The following is a 17685-nucleotide window of genomic DNA, read 5'->3' on the forward strand; positions in this document are numbered from 1 at the left end:
GGACTAGAAAGCCACCTCGCGCACGCGGGTCCGGTCCCATGGAACGGCCCAGCCCAGCTGCTCGAAGAGTCCATCGAGGATGATCCCGGTGAAGCCCCAAACCAGCACGCCGCAGACGGCGAAGCCGGGGCTACTGAAGATCCTGCCGTCCCGGCGGACGGTGGCCGTCACCCGGTTGGCCGGGTCCAGGAGGTCACGGACCGGGATCCGGAAGACCTGGGCGGATTCGCCGTAGTCCACCACGCGCACGGGCGACGGCGCCGCCCACCATCCGAGCACCGGCGTCACTAGGAAATTGCTGCGGGCCAGTCCGAGCTCCTGCAGGGTGCCCAGAACCTCCACGCCTGCCGAGTCCAGCCCGGTTTCCTCCTCGGCTTCCCGGAGGGCTGCGTCCACCGGGGTTTCGTCCCCGTCAACGCCGCCACCCGGAAAGGCCACCTGGCCTGGGTGCGAGCCCAGGGTGTGCGCACGTTCCAGCATCAGGACATCCAAATCGGCAGCAGCCAGGGGCTTGCTGGACGCGGCCGGAACGTTGTCCAGCACGCCGAAGAGCATCAGCACGGCCGCCTTGCGGGCAATGGATTCGTCAACGGTCAATGCCGCCCATTGGGTGTTGGGCGCGTCGACGTCCCCGTTGTCGGATCTCTCCACGAGGCCGATCAGGTCCTGACGTGCGCTCATGGGAGGCGCCTCTGTGATTCCATCCGGATTTCCGCGGCCCGGTGGGTTTCGGCGAGCAGCTTTCCCAGGAGGGCCTCGCTCCCGGGCGCCAGCTCGTACTTGAGGAGCTTGGTTGCCTTGACGGGATCGGTCTCGCCGAGCCCGTAGCTGGGGCACCAGTTGGCTACCGGGCACGCGCCGCAGGCCGGTTTCCGGGAATGGCATACCCGCCGCCCGTGGAACACCACCCGGTGCGAGAGCATGGTCCAGTCCCTGGGCTCGAACAGCTCGGCGACGTCGAATTCGATCTGCACAGGATCCTCGGACTGGGTCCAGCCGAAGCGCCGGGCCAGGCGGCCGAAGTGCGTATCCACCGTAATCCCGGGCACACCAAAGGCGTTGCCCAGCACCACATTAGCGGTTTTCCGACCAACGCCGGGAAGGGTCACCAGGTCTTCCAGCCGGCCGGGCACCTCGCCGTTGTACTCGTCCACGAGGCGGTTGCTCAGGGCCAGAACGTTCTTGCTTTTGGCCCTGAAAAAGCCGGTGGGCTGCAGGATCGCTTCGAGCTCGGCGGGCTCTGCCTCGGACATGGTGCGGGCATCGGGGTACCGGGCGAACAGGATCTTGGTGACCTGGTTAACCAGGACATCGGTGGTCTGCGCGGACAGCACCGTGGCCACCACCAGTTCGAAGGGGTTCCGGAAATCAAGCTCGGCGTGGGCGTACGGGTATTTCTCCGCCAGCGCACGGTTGATCCGCCGGGCCCGGCGCTTCAACCCCAGCAGTGACTCTGCGGCGGCCTTCGGGGATGCGGCAGCTCTGGCAGGGCCGGATCCGAGGGCACGGGACATGGCCACGTGGACCTGCTAGCCGCGCTCGATGTTGCTGAGGTCGCGCAGCACGCCCAGGCGTCCGTCGGTATGCTGGACCAGGAATTCGTGGCCCCGGTCTTCGAGTGCCAGTACCCAGCCGCCGGGTTCGATCACAAAGGCGGGGGCGCCGGTGCGCGGGTCAACGGCGGTGCGGTGCTGCGCCACGGCAAACCAGAAGGCCTCAAACACCGGCTGTTCGTCGGATTCTTCCGGGCGGCTGGCCGGGTCCACGGTGGCACCGATCGGCTCCACCTGCCGCACCTGCTGGTGCACCGCCGTGGCAGCGGGTTCGGCGGCAGACTGGCGGGCCGGGGCACCCGCCTTTGCACCGTCGTCGTGCGTTGTCGCCTCGGCAGCACCAGGCGCTGACACTGCGGATGCTGACGCGGCGGAAGCCCGAGCGGCAGCTGCTGCCGGGACGTCACCCATCATCGTCTCCTGAGAGGTGGACGCGTCGGGAGAGCTTGAAGCTGAAGGCACGACGTCGGCCGCCTGGGTTGCGGGGCTTGCGTCACCGGTTGCGGTCCATTCCCTGACCTCAGGGGCGGAGGACACTGCCGCGGACATGGCCGGGGCGGGGGAACCAGTACCAGCGGGTGCGGACGCAGCGGGGACCGAGGCGCCGGGCGAGGCCTCTGCCGGTTTGGAGGCAGCGGAACGGCCGGATGACCACGGCCCGGCAGGGATACCAAAAGCGCGCTTGGACGCCGGTTCGGCACCGTCCGCCGCTTTGGGTTCTTTGGGCGTGTGTGGCTTGGGAGCCGGAACGGCTGAGTCGCGCGCCATGATGTGGGCGGACATTTCGTCGCGTCCCAGGAAGTCGCCGGCAAAATACGGAATGAAGCGGCTCAGCACCGTCGCCGCGAACAGGACCACGGAGCCCACCAGGCCCACCAGGAGGCTGGGGACATAGGCAGCGGCGGCGGAAACGAAGAAGAACGCCAAAGCAAAGGACGCCACCACCGAGGCGAACTGGTCAACGGACAGCGAGCCAATCCGGACCTTGGTGGCGGGGGCCAGCCGGCGGGCCGCAAAAAGTGCGGTGACGATCATCGGCAGCACCACGCCCAGCCCAAGGAAGAACAGGCTGCCCGCATTCCAGAGATTGAACCGGCCGAAGAAGATCGGCAACACCGAGGCGACCAGGAGGATCAGGGTGGCGCCGAAAACTGTCAGGTCACGCAGCGTGAACGGGCCCAGCACGGCCTGGTTGGTGGTGCCGGGCTTGGCACCGGGTTTGGCACCGGTCGGGTGTTGCGGGTCCTTCGCTGCGGCGCTCTCTGGCGCGATGCCGTTTACTGGCACGGCGTCAGGCCCGTCCTCCATTGCGCGGCCAATTTTCTGACCGGAGCTTTGCTGGTTCATTCTGTTCTCCTTAGCGTGGCGGCACGGGACGGTTCCGCCCCAAAACTGTGCCGTCCGGAACGGCGGAGCGGCCAGGCCCGGGCAGTGATGCTCCGGATCGGACAGCCCCGTAGAAAGTCACAATTCAATCTCAGCCTAGTCAACCGTATGGCCGTTCACTAGCTGATCGGTGGCGCCCGGAGCTAAGCGGGCGTGGCCCGGCAACCATTCACCGCTTAATAAATGCCGTTCGCGGGCGGCTGTGTGACAGGTGACACACGGGGCCATGCTCACGCATTAGGCTTGATCCCGGAACAGCTCTTTGCGGAACGTCCGTGATCGGCCCTGCCCCATGCCACACAGCGGCGGGGCACGGCAACGTGACGGCCAGCCGCAGAATAGACCGATGAATGATGAGGTTCACCATGTCCCAGGACACTCCCGGCTCCATTGTCACAGCCCCCGCAGCCTCCGTGCCGAGCAGCCAGCAGGGCGACGCCTTTGAAAACCTGCTGCACGAGAACCGGACATTTGCTCCCAGCCCGGAATTCGCTGCCGACGCCGTTGTCACCGCAGCCGATTATGCAGAGGCCGACGCCGACCGCCCGGCTTTCTGGGCGAGGCAGGCCCGCGAGTTGCTGACCTGGTCAAAGGACTTTGACCAGGCGCTGGACTGGTCCAATCCGCCGTTCGCGAAGTGGTTCGTGGGCGGGGAAGTCAACGCCGCGTACAACGCCCTGGATCGCCACGTGGAAAACGGGCTCGGCGACCGGGTCGCGATCTACTTCGAAGGCGAACCCGGCGACACCCGCACCTACACCTACGCCCAGCTCACCGAAGAGGTGAAGAAGGCAGCCAACGCGTTCGAGTCCCTCGGCGTGGCCAAAGGCGACCGCGTGGCCGTCTACCTGCCGATGATCCCCGAAGCCGTGATCACACTGCTCGCCTGCGCCCGCATCGGTGCCGTGCACTCCGTGGTGTTCGGCGGGTTCTCCGCGGACGCGCTCCGTTCCCGGATCGAGGACGCCGAAGCCAAGCTCGTGGTCACCGCCGACGGCACCTACCGGCGCGGCAAGCCCAGTTCCCTGAAGACCGCCGTCGACGACGCGTTATCCCTTGGGGACGACGGTGACGGCCACACCGTCCAGAACGTGGTGGTGGTCAAGCGCAACGGCCAGGACGTGGATTGGCACGAAAGCCGGGACCACTGGTGGGCCGACACCGTCGGGGCGGCCTCGGCGGAGCACACCGCCGTCGGGCATGACTCCGAGCACCCGCTGTTCATCCTCTACACCTCCGGCACCACCGGTAAGCCCAAGGGCATCCTGCACACCACCGGCGGCTACCTCACCCAAGGCGCCTACACTCACAAGGCCGTGTTCGACCTGCACCCCGAAACGGACGTGTACTGGTGCACGGCCGACGTCGGCTGGGTCACCGGCCACTCCTACGTCGCCTACGCCCCACTGATCAACGGCGCCACCCAGGTCATGTATGAGGGCACCCCGGATTCCCCACACCAGGGCCGCTGGTGGGAAATCATCGAAAAGTACAAAGTCACCATCCTCTACACCGCCCCCACTGCGATCCGGACGTTCATGAAGTGGGGCCGGGACATTCCGGACAAGTACGACCTGTCCTCGATCCGCGTCCTCGGCTCCGTGGGCGAATCCATCAACCCCGAAGCCTGGATGTGGTACCGGGACGTCATCGGCGCCAACGCCGGGAAGAACGGCGAGAAGAAGGACAACCCGGCCCCCATCGTGGACACCTGGTGGCAGACCGAAACCGGCGCCCAAATGATCGCCCCGCTGCCCGGCGTGACCGCCACCAAGCCCGGCTCCGCGCAGGTCCCGCTGCCCGGCATCGCCGTGGACGTCGTGGACGAGAACGGCGAATCAGTGCCCGACGGCCACGGCGGTTTCCTGGTGATCCGCGAACCCTGGCCGGCCATGCTCCGCGGCATCTGGGGCGACCCCGAACGGTTCAAGGACACCTACTGGTCCCGCTTCGAGTCCATGTACTTCGCGGGCGACGGCGCGAAGAAGGACGAGGACGGCGACATCTGGCTCCTGGGCAGGGTGGATGACGTCATGAACGTCTCCGGTCACCGGCTCTCCACCACCGAGATCGAATCCGCCCTGGTCTCCCACCCCGCCGTGGCCGAGGCCGCCGTCGTGGGCGCCGCGGACGACACCACCGGCCAGTCCGTCGTCGCGTTCGTGATCCTCCGCGGGGACGCCGTGGACTCCGGCGACGCCATCGTCCAGGAACTCCGCAACCACGTGGGCAAGGAAATCGGCCCCATCGCCAAACCCAAAACCATCCTCGTGGTCCCGGAACTGCCCAAAACCCGCTCCGGCAAGATCGTGCGGCGCCTGCTAAAGGACGTCGCCGAAGGACGCGACGTAGGCGACGCCACCACCCTCGCCGACAACACCGTCATGGCCCAAATCGCGGCCTCGCTGCGGAAATAGCCGGCGAACACGCAAACACGGCGACGGCGCTTCCCACCACGGTGGGCGGCGCCGTCGCCGTATGCATGGTTTCATGCTTCCCGCCGCAGGACCGGCGGACGTGAAGCCTCGTGGGGACTCTAACCGGGACGACGCGGCTCGGCACGGTCCTGCCTGACGGATCCTGCGCAATCATTCCCCTGCCGCAGCCCACGGCCGCCGGAAATCCGGTCGCCTGGAATCGCCCGGGCCGAATGATGGTGCAGAATCCGACGGGTAGATTGGTGCCATGACTGACGCTTCCTCCTCTGACTCCAAAGCTGGCACCAGCACAACGGCCGGGCGCGGCACCATCCTGGTGATCAACGGCCCCAACCTCAACCTGCTGGGTAACCGCGAACCGGAAAAGTACGGCACGTCCTCCCTCGCCGACGTCGAACGGCTTGCCGCTACCGCGGCTGAGGCCCATGGCTTCACGGTGGACTGCGTCCAGTCAAACCATGAGGGCGTCCTGCTGGACGCCATCCACGCGGCCCGAACCACTGCCGTCGGCATTGTCCTGAACGCCGGCGCGTTCACCCACACGTCCGTTGCCCTGCGCGACGCCCTGGCGGCGGTGCAGCTGCCCGCCGTCGAGGTCCACATCACCAACGTGCACCAGCGTGAAGAGTTCCGGCACCACTCGTTCCTGTCGCCGGTGTGCGCCGCGGTGATCGTGGGAGCTGGCGTGTTCGGTTACAAGCTCGCCATCGACTACCTGGCCGAAGCCCTGTAGCCATGCCCGCCGGGCCGGAACTTCAGCCTGCACCGGACCGTGACCGCGTCCCGGCGGTTCCCGGCGGCCGCACCGCGGCGTGGTACTGCACTTCGGCACGGTGGCGGCGCCCGGCAGGATCCGCCGCGGCTGGCGGCCGGCGACCTCAATGAGCGGCAGCTGATCCTGGGCAAGTTCCTGCTCACGCACAACCGCCATCCGGTAGCCATCACCGGCCCTCACGGCCAAAGCCTCGAATGGCTTTGAGCGGTTCTGACGGGCTTTGACCGGCCTCCCGCTACTTCTGGATGCACTGTCCGGAAGACACAGGCGCGTCCAGGCCGGCAGCCTGTGACGCCACCGGGAACAGATCGTCCATGGTGATTGCGAACCCCATTTCGGCGTCGGAGGTTGCCTTCGCAAAGATGACGCCGGCCACCTGGCCGTCCATGGTCAGCAGCGGTCCGCCGGAGTTCCCGGGCTGGACGTCCCCGGCCAGGCGGTAAATATCCTCGGGTGCCGGGTTCTGGCCGTAGATATCCGGCACCAGGACCGAGGCGATGTCCTGGATGGTGGCGGGGTTGGACTTGAAGGGACCGCCGTGGGGGTAGCCGGCGAACGCGGCGGGGCTGCCGCCTGGAAGGTCGGACGTCAGGGCCAGCGGCTCGGAAGGCAGTCCGTCAACAGCCAGCACGGCGAGGTCGTGCCGGGTGTCGAAGTAGACCACGCGGCCGGGCATCGCTCCCCCGTTGGGAATCTCCACCACCGGCTGCGACACGCCCGCCACCACATGGGCGTTGGTCACAACCCGCCCGGCTGACACCACAAAGCCGGTGCCGGTCTGGTTTTGGCCGCACTGGTACGCCGTTCCCGCGATCTTGAGGACCGATGCGGCGGCCCGGTTCAGCGCCGGTGTGTTGGTGCTGGCGTTGGGCACGGACACTTGCGGACCCTGGCCCAGGCCTTCAATCAGCGTGGGAATGCCGTTGCCGATCATCGTTGAACGCAACTGCGCGAGAGTCGCCTTCAGCGGGACGGGGGTCAGGCCGTCGATGTAGCGGATCACTTTGGACTCGGCGAGCTGCTGCGACACAAGGGGAACGCCCAAGGCGCTGATACTGAAAGCCAGCATGGACATAACGAGGGCTGAAACGACCACGTTGACCGCCCCGCCCACCAGGCGGTCCACCGCGCGCAGCGGCTTGATCCGCACAGCGCCGCGGATTTTCCGCCCGATCATGGTCCCGAGACCATGGCCCAATGCCATGAGCACGACGGCGGACGCCACGATGGCGGTGAGCCGCCAGCCGGACTCCGCCACTAACTCGCTGACCAGCGGGACGGCAAAGAAAGCGGCAACGGCACCCGCCGCGAAACCTGCGATGCCGCCGAGAGTCACCAGGAAGCCGTTGCGCAGGCCATAGATCAAGTAAGACAGCAGAGCCAGGATCAGCAACAGGTCCAGAACGGTCAAGCCAAACACTGACGCTCCTCTAATACGGTTGAGACCCAATTCTAGTGGCGTCCGCTGACATTCTTCTGTGGGGGCGTCCTCCCCCGCCCGTTTCGGCCGCGTTCGGGCGCAAATGCCGCCGCAACTGGCGCTCCTCCCGGCAACAGGAAGGCCACATGGCGGCGTTTCCGCTGCCAAGTACGTCACAGAACCTTGAAAATTCTGAAACAATGGCAAAAGCGCCACAGCCGACACTTTTATTCAGGAGATTTCATGGACATCGAGGTACTGCGCCGAGCACCACTATTTGCAACGCTTGACGACGAAGCATTCCGACTGCTGACGGACGAGCTGACCGAGGTGGATTTGTCGCGCGGCGCCTCGGTCTTCCGCGAGGGTGACCAGGGTGACCAGCTCTACTTCATTGTCTCCGGCAAGGTGAAGCTGGGCCGCACCTCCCCCGATGGTCGGGAATCCCTTCTCGCCATCCTGGGCCCGGGCGAACTGTTCGGTGAAATGGCGCTCTTTGACCCCAGCCCCCGCACGGCCACGGCAACGGCCGTCTCCGAAACCCGCCTGGCCGGGCTGAAGAACGAAAGCCTCAACGGCCTCCTGCGGACCCGCCCCGAGGTTTCGGCGCAGCTGCTGCAGGCCCTGGCCCGCCGCCTGCGCCGCACCAACGATTCGTTGTCCGACCTGGTGTTCTCCGACGTTCCGGGCCGCGTGGCCAAGGCGCTCCTGGACCTGGCGGACCGCTTTGGCCGCCCGGCAACCGACGGTGTGCTGGTGGCCCACGAGCTCACGCAGGAAGAACTGGCCCAGCTGGTGGGCGCATCCCGCGAGACCGTCAACAAGGCACTGGCCGAGTTCGTCCAGCGCGGCTGGCTCCGCCTCGAAGCCCGCGCCGTTGTGATCCTGGATATGCAGCGTCTCCGCCAGCGCTCCCGCTAGTTCTTTACCGGTCGAGGCCCGAAGCCCGACATCCTCCGTGTGCTGGGCCTTCGTCGCTCTGATGCACGCCTCCGGATGCCGCGCCTCGGGCCTTTTGCGAACCTACCGCATAGGTGGGCCGGAATAGGACCGCCTCCCACCCATGGCAGGAGTGCATCGCGGGCATCGGCGGCCGCCGTGTCAACAGAGAGGATCGGGAATGGGCATCCGGCAGCGTGCGTCAAAGCGACGAAGGAGCAGCACGCCGAGGATGCGCGTTTTCGGTCCGCGGGCCCAACAGATCCGCGGACAGGCTAGCGTTCGCGCTGGTGATCTCCGGCTATGGTTTTGGCCGCCTCAACTTCTAGCATCAGTTTGCCTTCTTCCTCGACCAGGCGTGCCTGGTAGACGTGGGGTTTGCGCTTGTAGCTGAGGTAGGCGATGCAGCCGTTCGCGGCGGCCATTTTTTCGAGCATGATCTCTGAGCCTGGCACCAGGAGCTGGCCGAGGGTGAGACCTACGGTGTTCTCCTTGCCCACTTCATCGCCCATTGCGGTGGTGTGGCGTTCGGCGATGACGTTGGTGGCGCACACCCAGCGGCCCCAGATGCCCTTGCTTTCCAGGAGGCTGGGCTGCTGGTTTAGAGGCACTGTGGCAGCGAAGTAGCGGGTGTCGAACCGGTGGTGGGCAAAGTCCGGACTGCGCCAGTTGACCAGCGGTTTCAGGAGGTCTGTACGCAAGGAGAGGCCCCGCTTGGCCAGCAGTTCGGTGAAGGTCTTCTCCTGGTCGGCCACTGCCACCCGGCTCCGCATCCACTCGTGACTGGAGGTGCCTTCAACGGTGGTGGACATGTCCGGTCCGGCCAGGAGCACCCCGGTTTCCTCAAACAGCTCGCGAATGGCGCCCACCACGTGACGGCGCGCCAGCCCGACGTCGGCCGTTCCCAACTGCTCAGCCCAATGCTGGGGTGAGGGGCCCAGCCAGCCGACGGCGTCGTCGTCGGACGCCTCCAAAGACCCCCCGGGGAAGGCGAGCACGCCCAGGGGCGAGGACCCGGGCCGGTAGCCCAGCCACGTTTCCAGGCCCGTGGGCGAGTCCCGCAGAAGCACCACGGAGGATGCCAAACGGGCGGCACGCGGTGTCCGCTCGCCGTGGTCGAGCCAGCTTTGAGCCGCCCCTTCAAGCTCCGGAGGGAGGGCGAACATGCGTCGGGCAAGCTGCGGCAATTGAGTGAACCGGGTCCTTAGCTGAATTCAGCGATCAGTTCGACCTCTACTGGAGAGTCGAGCGGAAGAACAGAAACGCCGACGGCGGAACGGGCGTGCTGGCCCGCGTCGCCAAATACCTGGCCGAGGAGCTCAGACGCGCCGTTGATGACGCCCGGCTGGCCGGTGAAGGACGGGTCCGATGAAACGAAGCCCACCACTTTCACGATCCGGGTGATGCGGTCAAGGTCACCTATGACGCTCTTCACTGCCGCCAGCGCGTTGATGGCGCAGACTGCGGCGTAGGCTTTGGCGTCCTCCGGGGACACTGTGGGCTCGTCGGAGGCGCCCTCCGTGCCGGTGGAAACCTTGCCGGTAGCTTCGAGTTTGCCGTCAATAAACGGCAGCTGCCCGGACGTGTACACGTGGCTGCCGGAGATGACTGCCGGGACGTACGCGGCAACTGGTGCGGCCACCTCGGGAAGGGTGAGGCCCAACTCGGCGAGTCGCTGCTCGACGGCGGAAATCGGCGCGTTAGCCGCGCCGGACGTGGTTTCTGCGGGGGTGCTCACTGTTACTGCTTCTCCCTCTTGAGGTAGGCAACCAAGCCGTTGCCGTCCGGTCCGGTGACAACCTGGACGAGCTCCCAGCCGTCCTCTCCCCACTGGTCCAGGATCTGCTTTGTGGCGTGAATAATGAGCGGAATCGTCGCGTACTCCCATTTGGTCATGAAAGAAAGACTAGTCGTTGCCGGTAAAGTGGAAAACATGGTGACTCGTAAGAACCCCATTTTCGACACGGCCACTACCCTCGGAAAGATTTTTGGCTTCCTTGGCGTGAGCGCTATTTGTGGTGTCCTGGTGGCGGGCCTGTTGGTCCCCGCCGCGGCTGTCTCCGGCAGCGCGGCGAGCGGTTCGATCGAGTTCTTCGACACCCTCCCGGCGGAGCTGAAGGTGGACCCGCCCAACCAGACCACCAGGATCCTGGCCGCGGACGGCAGCCAGATCGCCAGCGTGTACTCAGAGAACCGCACCAAGGTCAGCCTTGACCAGATTTCGCCGTTCATGAAGGAAGCCATCATCGCGGTGGAGGACAGCCGGTTCTTTGAGCACGGCGGCGTTGACACCACTGGCATCATGCGGGCCCTCGTGGCCACCGCCCGGGGAAACAAGCAGGGTGCCTCCACCATCACCCAGCAGTACGTCAACAACGTCCTCAACGCCAACCTTGCAGCCGAGGGAAATGAAGAGGCCATCAAGCTCAACGGCGTTAATAAGGGCGTCGGGGACAAGCTTCGGGAGATGAAGCTAGCCATTGCCCTTGAAAAGGAATTCTCCAAGGAGCAGATCCTTGAGGGCTACCTCAACATCGTCTTCTTCAACCGTGACGCCTACGGCATCGAGGCCGCGTCCAAGTTCTTCTTCAGCACCAATGCCAAAGACCTCACGCTCGCGCAGTCCGCACTCCTTGCAGGCCTCGTCAACAGCCCGTCGGCCTTTGACCCGATCACCCACCCTGAGAACTCCAAGGTCCGCCGGGACTTGGTGCTGGGCCTGATGCTGAACCAGGGCAAGATCACCCAGGCCGATCACGACGCCGCCGTGGCAACCCCGGTGGAGACGAAGATAACGCCTGCGCGCCAAGGCTGCGCCTATGCGTCCACTGGGCCCTATTTCTGCGACTACGTGCTCCACCTGCTGGAGAACAACCCGGCCTACGGCGCCGACGTCAAAGAGCGCCAGCGGCTGATCTACGGTGGCGGCCTGACCATCACCACCACGCTGGATCCCGCAGCCCAGGCATCAGCCCAGGAGCAGGTGAACGCCTCGGCCGGCGCCAACCCGGACAAGTGGGGGGCTGCAATGGTCGCCGTGCAGCCGAACACAGGCAAGATCATCACCATGGCGCAGAACACGTCGTTCCTGCCGGCCCAGGGCGGCTTTGACTCCCAGGTGAACTTCAACGTGGACCAGTTGGATAAGAACGGCAACGACCTCAACGGCATGGGCGGCGCCCAGCCCGGGTCCACCATGAAACCGTTCACCTTTGCCGAATGGCTTGATGAGGGCAAGACCATGAACACTGTGGTCAACGCCGCCCAGCGGCGTTATCCGCTGAACTTCCCATGGAAGAACTCTTGCGGGGTGATGAATGGCGCCTACAACACCGCGGAGAAGGCCCTGGGCGCGGCAGACGACCTGCAGAACGCGGAGCCCCAGTGGTACCGGCCCCTTACCGTCCTTGAAGGCCTGTACAACTCCATCAACACGGTGACCTTTGCTACCGCGGCCCAGCTGGACTTCTGCGGAATCCAGAAGATGGTGGACGCGGTGGGACTTCACAGCGGCCTGCCCGCCGCGGATGGGACGCCGAATCCCAAGGTCGACATGTTCACCCTGGGCAACCTGCTCGGTTCCACCCAGACCTCGCCGTTGACCATGGCCAGCGCGTTCGCCACGTTCGCCAACGACGGAAAGTACTGCGAGCCGATCGCTGTCACCTCAGTAACGGACGCCACCGGCAAGCAGTTGCCGGCGCAGTCCACCAGCTGCCGGGACGCGGTCAAGCCTGAAGTTGCACGCGGCGTGAACTACGCGCTGCAGGAAGTCCTGAACCGTGGCTCCGGTGCCCTGATCCAACCACGGATCTCCACCAAGACCAGCTTCCCGATCGGCGCCAAGACCGGCACGTCCAATAACAACGGGTCCACCTGGGTGGTGGGCCACACCACCGGCCTGGCAACGGCTGCCTGGTACGGCGATCCTTTGGGCAATCAGAGCCGGTCGGGCCAGAACGTGACCATCAACGGCAAGTTCTACCAGGGCATTGACGGATACATGATTGCTGGCCCCATGTTCTCCAACTTCATGAGCAAGATCGCGCCGGGCTACGGAACCAACCCGTTCCCCGCGCCGCCCACCAGCATGGTGAACGGAACGCCCGCCAGGGCTACGCCGTCACCGCAGGGAACCACGCCTAGAAAGGCCCCCGCCCAGCCAGCTCCTACACCCGCGCCCAGTGCGCCGGGCAACAGCGACAACAAGAAAGACTAGGCCGCATGGCTCTCAGTCCCGACTTGGCCAGCCGTGTCCGGAACATCGGGCGCGGCTTTGCCGTCACCGCCGCCACCGGCACTGCGGCAGGTCTCGCTGCCTTCGGATACGGGCTGTGGGAGAAGAACCAATTCGTCCTGCGCGAAGAAACCCTGCCCATTCTGCCGGCGGGCCAGGCGCCCTTCCGCGTCCTGCATTTGAGCGACATCCACTTTGTCCCGGGCCAGGACACCAAGGCAGCCTGGCTGGAGTCCCTGGCATCGCTGAAGCCGGACCTTGTGGTCAACACCGGAGACAACCTCAGCCACGCCAAAGCCGTGGACCCGCTCCTCGAGGCGCTGCGCCCGCTTTTGGAATTTCCCGGCGTGTTTGTGCCGGGGTCGAATGACTACTTCGCACCGTCGTTCAAAAATCCGGCGTCGTACTTGCTGGGGCCATCGAAGTCCACGCCGAAGCCGGCGGAACTTGACTGGCCTCGGCTGCGCTCCGGGTTTGGCATGCGCGGCTGGGTGGACCTCACCAACCGGCACCAGTCCGTGGTGCTGAAGGGGATCCGCTTCGACTTTTCCGGGGTGGACGATCCGCACCTGAACCGGGAACGCTATGCGGGCTGGCCCCGCGGCACCCGGAACCAGGACAACGATCCGCACCTCCGCATGGCTGTCACCCACGCCCCGTACCAGCGGGTTCTGGACCATTTCACCAGGGACGGCGCAGACCTGCTGCTCGCCGGCCACACCCACGGCGGCCAGCTCTGCGTTCCCGGCTACGGAGCGCTCGTGGCCAACTGCGACCTCCCCACGTGGCGGGCCAAGGGCCTCAACGACTGGGAAAGCGAAGGACGTACGACGCCGGTGAACGTCTCGGGCGGCATCGGCACCTCACGTTTCGCCCCCGTCCGCATCGCGTGCAAGCCTGAAGCCGTGCTGCTGACGCTGACGTCCCGCGACTAACCCCGTTGCCCTATCACTTATAGCTCTTATCCGAGGTGGTGTCGACGACATAAGTTATAGGGCAAGTAGGAAGTGTACTGTGTGAATCGGCTCACGCCGTGGCATAGGGTAGTTGCTACGGGAAACTACGTTCGATTTAAAGCTTGAGAAGCGGGCATGGCCAAGAAGACCTCATTTTTCAGATCCATCAGACGTCTCTACCCCCATGTCAGGCCGATCATTCCCCGGCTGGTACTGGGACTCCTCAGCGCCCTGCTGGCCAGCCTCGTGGCTCTGACCATCCCTCAGGTGCTCCGGGTTCTCGTCAACGAGTCACTGAAACCCGGCGGTGCGACGGACGCGGTCTGGACGGCCGCCGTCGTGATCCTGGTCCTTGGCATTGCCGAGGCGGTCCTGATAGCCCTGCGCCGGCAGTTCGTGATCAACCCGGCCACCACCGTGGAAACCCGGATGCGCGTCTCGCTCTACAGGCACCTCCAGGACCTGACTGTCTCGTTCCATGACCGCTGGGGCTCCGGCCAGCTGCTCTCCCGCGCCATGACGGACCTGAACTTCCTGCGCCGCTGGATGGCGTTCGGCGCCATCATGCTGGTGGTCACCACCCTGACGGTGGTCATCGGCATTGTGGTGATGTTCTCCATGAGCTGGCAGCTGGCCCTGATCTTTATGGCCGCTGCGGTGCCCATCATGGCCTACGGATTCCGTTTCCGGACCCGCTTCAGCAAAGTGGCGCGCCGCAGCCAGGACCAGGCCGGCGACCTCGCCACCACCGTGGAGGAATCCGTCCACGGCATCCGCGTGCTGAAAGCCTTCGGCCGCAGCCGCGAGGCACTGGAAAGCTTCAATGAACAGGCGGAGGAACTCCGCCAGACCGAGATCGCCAAGGCGAAACACCAGGCGACCTTCACGATGGTGGTCACGCTGCTCCCGGAGCTCGCCCTGGGCACCGGACTGGTGGTGGGCGTGATGCTCAGTGCCAGCGGCCAGCTGAGCATCGGCGTTTTGGTGGCCTTCTTTGCCACGGCGGCGGTCATCGCCACGCCAGTGGAATTCTCCGGCATGCTGCTGGCCATGGCACTGACCGCCAAGACCGCGGTCGACCGCCATTACGAGGTGATGGACTCGGTCAATACCATTACCAGTCCCCCGGCCCCGAGCAGGCCGTCGCAGCTGAAAGGGGCATTGCGCTTCGACAACGCCACCTTCGCATTTGAGGACGCCCCGGACAAGCCCATCCTGAAGGACATCAACCTGGAGGTCCTGCCGGGCGAAACCATGGCGCTTGTGGGCATTACCGGGAGCGGCAAGAGTGCGCTGATCCAGCTGGTCCCGCGGCTGTTCGACGTCACGGCCGGTGCCATCACCATCGACGGCGTGGACCTGCGCGGGTTCGACGTCGACGAGCTCCGGCGCGTGGTGGGCGTCGCGTTCGAAGACACCACGCTGTTCTCCAACTCGGTCAGGGACAACGTGCTCCTCGGAGCGCCGGAGCGGACCGAGGCTGCCCTGGACGAAGCACTGGACGTGGCGCAGGCACACTTTGCGTACTCGCTGCCGGAGGGGGTGGACACGCTCATCGGCGAGGAAGGCCTGAGCCTGTCCGGCGGGCAGCGCCAGCGCATCGCCCTGGCCCGGGCCATCGCGGCCAGGCCCAGGGTCCTGGTGCTGGATGACCCCCTGTCTGCCCTCGACGTGCACACGGAGGAGCTGGTGGAAAACCGGCTCCGGGAGGTCCTGAACGACACCACCACGCTGATCGTCGCGCACCGCCCGTCCACGGTGGCTCTCGCCGACCGCGTGGCGCTGCTCGAAGACGGCCGGATCGCCGCCGTCGGAACCCATACCGACCTGCTGGCGCACAACCCCCATTACCGCTACGTCATCGCCAGCCTCGACCAGGAACCCCGGGTCCTGGATTCGGAACTGTCGGACCTTGAAGAAGAGGCCGATGCCGTGGCAGAGGAAATCACCCGATGAGCAACGCAACCTTCGGCACGGCCAACGAGGATAACGCCCATCTCAGCAAGGCGGACAGCAAAACCGTACGACGGCGGTCGCTCGCCTTGCTTGCCAGGCTGATCCGTCCGGTTCGGCTCAGGTTCTGGCTGACCATCACCATGGTGGTCCTCTCGCAGGCCGCCCGGGTGGCGGGGCCGGCGCTCATCGCCTTCGGCATCGACCATGCGCTGCCCGCACTGCAGGGCGGCGACAACTTTCCGCTGGTGCTTACCGGCGTCGCCTACCTCCTCGCGGCGATCGCGACGGCGGGACTCACCGCCCTCTACGTCACCTCCACCGCGCGGCTCAGCCAAGCCATGCTTCTGGACCTTCGCGTCCGGGTCTTCCGGCACACCCAGCGCCTCAGCCTGGAATTCCACGAGAAGTACACCTCAGGCCGGATCATCGCCCGGCAGACCTCGGACCTGGAAGCCCTTCGCGAACTCCTCGACTCCGGCGTCAGCTCACTGGCCTCCGGCCTGCTGTTTATGGTCTTCACAGTTATTACCGTTTTTGTCCTCGACTGGCGGAGCGGGCTGATTGTCCTGGCCGCGGGCGTGCCCATGTACTTCCTGGCGCGCTGGTACCAGAAGCACTCCCAGATTGCGTTCCGGGAGTCACGGGTCGTCTCTGCGCGGCTCATTGTGCACTTTGTGGAGACGATGACCGGGATCCGCGCGGTGAAGGCCTTCCGCAAGGAGCAGGAGAACGCTGAGCGCTTCGGCGAGCTCTCCGAGGACTACCGGCACGTCACCGTTCGCTCCATCAACCTGAACGGCATCTTCCAGCCGGGCCTGGTGCTGATCGGGAACGTCTGCATGGCCGTGGTGCTGCTGTTAGGCGGGTTCCGGGCGCTGGGCGGCGACCTGGCGGTTGGCGTGCTGCTGGCGCTGATCCTGTCCACGAAGCGCTTCTTCCAGCCCGTGGACCAGATGGCCATGTTCTACAACTCCTTCCAGAGTGCCCAGGCCGCCCTGGAGAAGGTATCCGGCCTCCTGCAGGAGGCCCCCACGGTCCGCCCGCCCAAAAATGCCGTGGCGCTGCCAAACGCCCGCGGAACCGTCGATTTCAAGGGTGTGGAGTTCCGGTACGGCGACGGTCCGGTGGTCATCACCACGATGGACCTGCACATCCCCGCCGGCCAGACCGTGGCGCTGGTGGGCCAGACCGGTGCCGGCAAATCCACGCTGGCGAAGCTGATCGCCCGCTTCTACGATGTCTCCGCCGGTTCCCTGACCCTGGACGGCGTAGACCTCCGCAGCCTCAGCAGCACCGACCTGCGGCGGAATATCGTGATGGTCACCCAGGAGGCGTTCCTGTTCAGCGGCTCGGTAGCGGACAACATCGCATTGGGCCGGCCCGAGGCTTCGCGGGCCGAGGTTGAGGAAGCGGCCCGGGCCGTCGGCGCCCACGGGTTCATCACCGAACTCCCCGAAGGCTACGACACCGACGTCAACAAGCGCGGCGGCCGCGTCTCCTCCGGGCAGCGGCAGCTGATCAGCTTCGCGCGGGCGTTCCTGGCCCGGCCCGCGGTGCTGATCCTGGACGAGGCCACGTCCTCGCTGGACATCCCCTCCGAGCGCCTGGTGCAGAGCGGCCTGGCCCGGCTCCTGCATGGAACGTCCGACGGCGGGACTTCGCCAGATGCCCCGGGTTCCGTGGGTGGCGCGGGTTCAGCCCGCAATGCTGCGGATGCCCCGGATTCCGTCGACTATGCGCACGGCAGCGCCGCCGCAGGCGTCGGCCGGACGGCGCTGATCATCGCGCACCGGCTCTCCACGGTGGAAACGGCGGACCGGGTGTTGGTGGTCCACGACGGCCGCATCGTTGAGGACGGCACCCCGGCCGAACTCATTGGTGGCGGGGGAAGGTTCGCTGACCTCCACGGTGCCTGGAAAGAATCCCTGGTCTAGACAATATGAAGGGGCAGACCCCCGGTCCCGGGCTGGAACCTCCGGTTCAGATAGATTCGTGGGTTGCCGCGCGGGACCGGTGGTTTACGCG

Annotated in this window: 15 protein-coding genes; 8 read left to right on the plus strand and 7 right to left on the minus strand. The window is 65.8% G+C overall.

Annotated features, from left to right (window positions below; all coding sequences use genetic code 11):
* Nucleotides 1-3 precede the first annotated feature (3 nt).
* From ABIB45_RS19735 to ABIB45_RS19745, 3 genes are read right to left on the minus strand one after another with little or no spacing between them, the layout of a single operon-like run.
* A complete protein-coding gene (locus ABIB45_RS19735; RefSeq protein ID WP_354217540.1) occupies nt 4-681 on the minus strand; it encodes an NUDIX hydrolase in 678 nt (225 codons plus the stop codon).
* Complete coding sequence (gene nth, locus ABIB45_RS19740) at nt 678-1514, minus strand: endonuclease III (RefSeq protein WP_354217555.1); 837 nt, start codon at nt 1512-1514, stop codon at nt 678-680. The genes ABIB45_RS19735 and nth overlap by 4 nt, the downstream gene beginning before the upstream one ends.
* Before the next feature lie 15 nt (nt 1515-1529).
* Nucleotides 1530-2900 carry a hypothetical protein gene (locus ABIB45_RS19745; RefSeq protein ID WP_354217541.1) on the minus strand — a complete coding sequence of 457 codons (1371 nt, stop codon included), beginning with the start codon at nt 2898-2900 and terminating at the stop codon, nt 1530-1532.
* A gap of 404 nt (nt 2901-3304) precedes the next feature.
* Here ABIB45_RS19745 and acs point away from each other — a divergent pair, with 404 nt between their 5' ends.
* The 3 genes from acs to ABIB45_RS19760 all read left to right on the plus strand — a co-directional run bounded on the left by acs (nt 3305) and on the right by ABIB45_RS19760 (nt 6356).
* Nucleotides 3305-5356 carry an acetate--CoA ligase gene (gene acs, locus ABIB45_RS19750; protein ID WP_354217542.1) on the plus strand — a complete coding sequence of 684 codons (2052 nt, stop codon included), beginning with the start codon at nt 3305-3307 and terminating at the stop codon, nt 5354-5356.
* A gap of 268 nt (nt 5357-5624) precedes the next feature.
* Nucleotides 5625-6110: a type II 3-dehydroquinate dehydratase gene (gene aroQ / locus ABIB45_RS19755; RefSeq protein ID WP_354217543.1), complete on the plus strand. Its 486-nt coding sequence runs from the start codon at nt 5625-5627 to the stop codon at nt 6108-6110.
* Between the two features lie 39 nt (nt 6111-6149).
* The gene (locus tag ABIB45_RS19760; RefSeq protein ID WP_354217544.1) at nt 6150-6356 is read left to right on the plus strand and encodes a hypothetical protein; all 207 of its coding nucleotides are present in this window, start codon (nt 6150-6152) and stop codon (nt 6354-6356) included.
* Between the two features lie 31 nt (nt 6357-6387).
* Here the strand turns inward: ABIB45_RS19760 and ABIB45_RS19765 are convergent, their stop codons facing one another.
* Nucleotides 6388-7572, minus strand: coding sequence for a MarP family serine protease (locus ABIB45_RS19765; protein WP_354217545.1), 1185 nt, complete (start codon nt 7570-7572; stop codon nt 6388-6390).
* 243 nt (nt 7573-7815) lie between these two features.
* Here ABIB45_RS19765 and ABIB45_RS19770 point away from each other — a divergent pair, with 243 nt between their 5' ends.
* A complete protein-coding gene (locus ABIB45_RS19770; protein WP_123254700.1) occupies nt 7816-8493 on the plus strand; it encodes a Crp/Fnr family transcriptional regulator in 678 nt (225 codons plus the stop codon).
* A gap of 293 nt (nt 8494-8786) precedes the next feature.
* Here ABIB45_RS19770 and ABIB45_RS19775 read toward each other — a convergent pair whose 3' ends face one another.
* From ABIB45_RS19775 to sp36, 3 genes are read right to left on the minus strand one after another with little or no spacing between them, the layout of a single operon-like run.
* Nucleotides 8787-9698 (minus strand): NUDIX hydrolase, encoded by a 912-nt coding sequence (locus ABIB45_RS19775; protein WP_354217546.1) that lies wholly within the window; start codon nt 9696-9698, stop codon nt 8787-8789.
* Nucleotides 9699-9715: 17 nt separating this feature from the next.
* Entirely contained in the window at nt 9716-10249 is a 534-nt protein-coding gene (locus tag ABIB45_RS19780; RefSeq protein ID WP_354217547.1) for a RidA family protein, read from the minus strand.
* A 2-nt stretch (nt 10250-10251) separates the two neighbouring features.
* Nucleotides 10252-10407 carry a Sp36 family protein gene (gene sp36 / locus ABIB45_RS19785; RefSeq protein WP_011693223.1) on the minus strand — a complete coding sequence of 52 codons (156 nt, stop codon included), beginning with the start codon at nt 10405-10407 and terminating at the stop codon, nt 10252-10254.
* A 37-nt stretch (nt 10408-10444) separates the two neighbouring features.
* Here sp36 and ABIB45_RS19790 point away from each other — a divergent pair, with 37 nt between their 5' ends.
* The 4 genes from ABIB45_RS19790 (at nt 10445) to ABIB45_RS19805 (ending at nt 17594) form a co-directional block, all read left to right on the plus strand.
* A complete protein-coding gene (locus tag ABIB45_RS19790) occupies nt 10445-12730 on the plus strand; it encodes a transglycosylase domain-containing protein (RefSeq protein WP_354217548.1) in 2286 nt (761 codons plus the stop codon).
* Between the two features lie 5 nt (nt 12731-12735).
* The gene (locus ABIB45_RS19795; protein WP_354217549.1) at nt 12736-13683 is read left to right on the plus strand and encodes a metallophosphoesterase; all 948 of its coding nucleotides are present in this window, start codon (nt 12736-12738) and stop codon (nt 13681-13683) included.
* Between the two features lie 156 nt (nt 13684-13839).
* Nucleotides 13840-15660, plus strand: coding sequence for an ABC transporter ATP-binding protein (locus ABIB45_RS19800; protein ID WP_354217550.1), 1821 nt, complete (start codon nt 13840-13842; stop codon nt 15658-15660).
* On the plus strand, nt 15657-17594 hold the full coding sequence (locus ABIB45_RS19805; RefSeq protein ID WP_354217551.1) for an ABC transporter ATP-binding protein: 1938 nt from the start codon (nt 15657-15659) through the stop codon (nt 17592-17594). The genes ABIB45_RS19800 and ABIB45_RS19805 overlap by 4 nt, the downstream gene beginning before the upstream one ends.
* Nucleotides 17595-17685 lie beyond the last annotated feature (91 nt).

Source organism: Arthrobacter sp. UYCo732 (assembly GCF_040547265.1).
Lineage (GTDB): Bacteria > Actinomycetota > Actinomycetes > Actinomycetales > Micrococcaceae > Arthrobacter.

Bases quoted from the DNA above. Each gene is read 5' to 3' on its own strand.
- ABIB45_RS19735 (WP_354217540.1), bottom strand. From the start codon at position 681: ATGAGCGCACGTCAGGACCTGATCGGCCTCGTGGAGAGATCCGACAAC.
- nth (WP_354217555.1), bottom strand. From the start codon at position 1,514: ATGTCCCGTGCCCTCGGATCCGGCCCTGCCAGAGCTGCCGCATCCCCG.
- ABIB45_RS19745 (WP_354217541.1), bottom strand. From the start codon at position 2,900: ATGAACCAGCAAAGCTCCGGTCAGAAAATTGGCCGCGCAATGGAGGAC.
- acs (WP_354217542.1), top strand. From the start codon at position 3,305: ATGTCCCAGGACACTCCCGGCTCCATTGTCACAGCCCCCGCAGCCTCC.
- aroQ (WP_354217543.1), top strand. From the start codon at position 5,625: ATGACTGACGCTTCCTCCTCTGACTCCAAAGCTGGCACCAGCACAACG.
- ABIB45_RS19770 (WP_123254700.1), top strand. From the start codon at position 7,816: ATGGACATCGAGGTACTGCGCCGAGCACCACTATTTGCAACGCTTGAC.
- sp36 (WP_011693223.1), bottom strand. From the start codon at position 10,407: ATGACCAAATGGGAGTACGCGACGATTCCGCTCATTATTCACGCCACA.
- ABIB45_RS19790 (WP_354217548.1), top strand. From the start codon at position 10,445: ATGGTGACTCGTAAGAACCCCATTTTCGACACGGCCACTACCCTCGGA.
- ABIB45_RS19795 (WP_354217549.1), top strand. From the start codon at position 12,736: ATGGCTCTCAGTCCCGACTTGGCCAGCCGTGTCCGGAACATCGGGCGC.
- ABIB45_RS19800 (WP_354217550.1), top strand. From the start codon at position 13,840: ATGGCCAAGAAGACCTCATTTTTCAGATCCATCAGACGTCTCTACCCC.
- ABIB45_RS19805 (WP_354217551.1), top strand. From the start codon at position 15,657: ATGAGCAACGCAACCTTCGGCACGGCCAACGAGGATAACGCCCATCTC.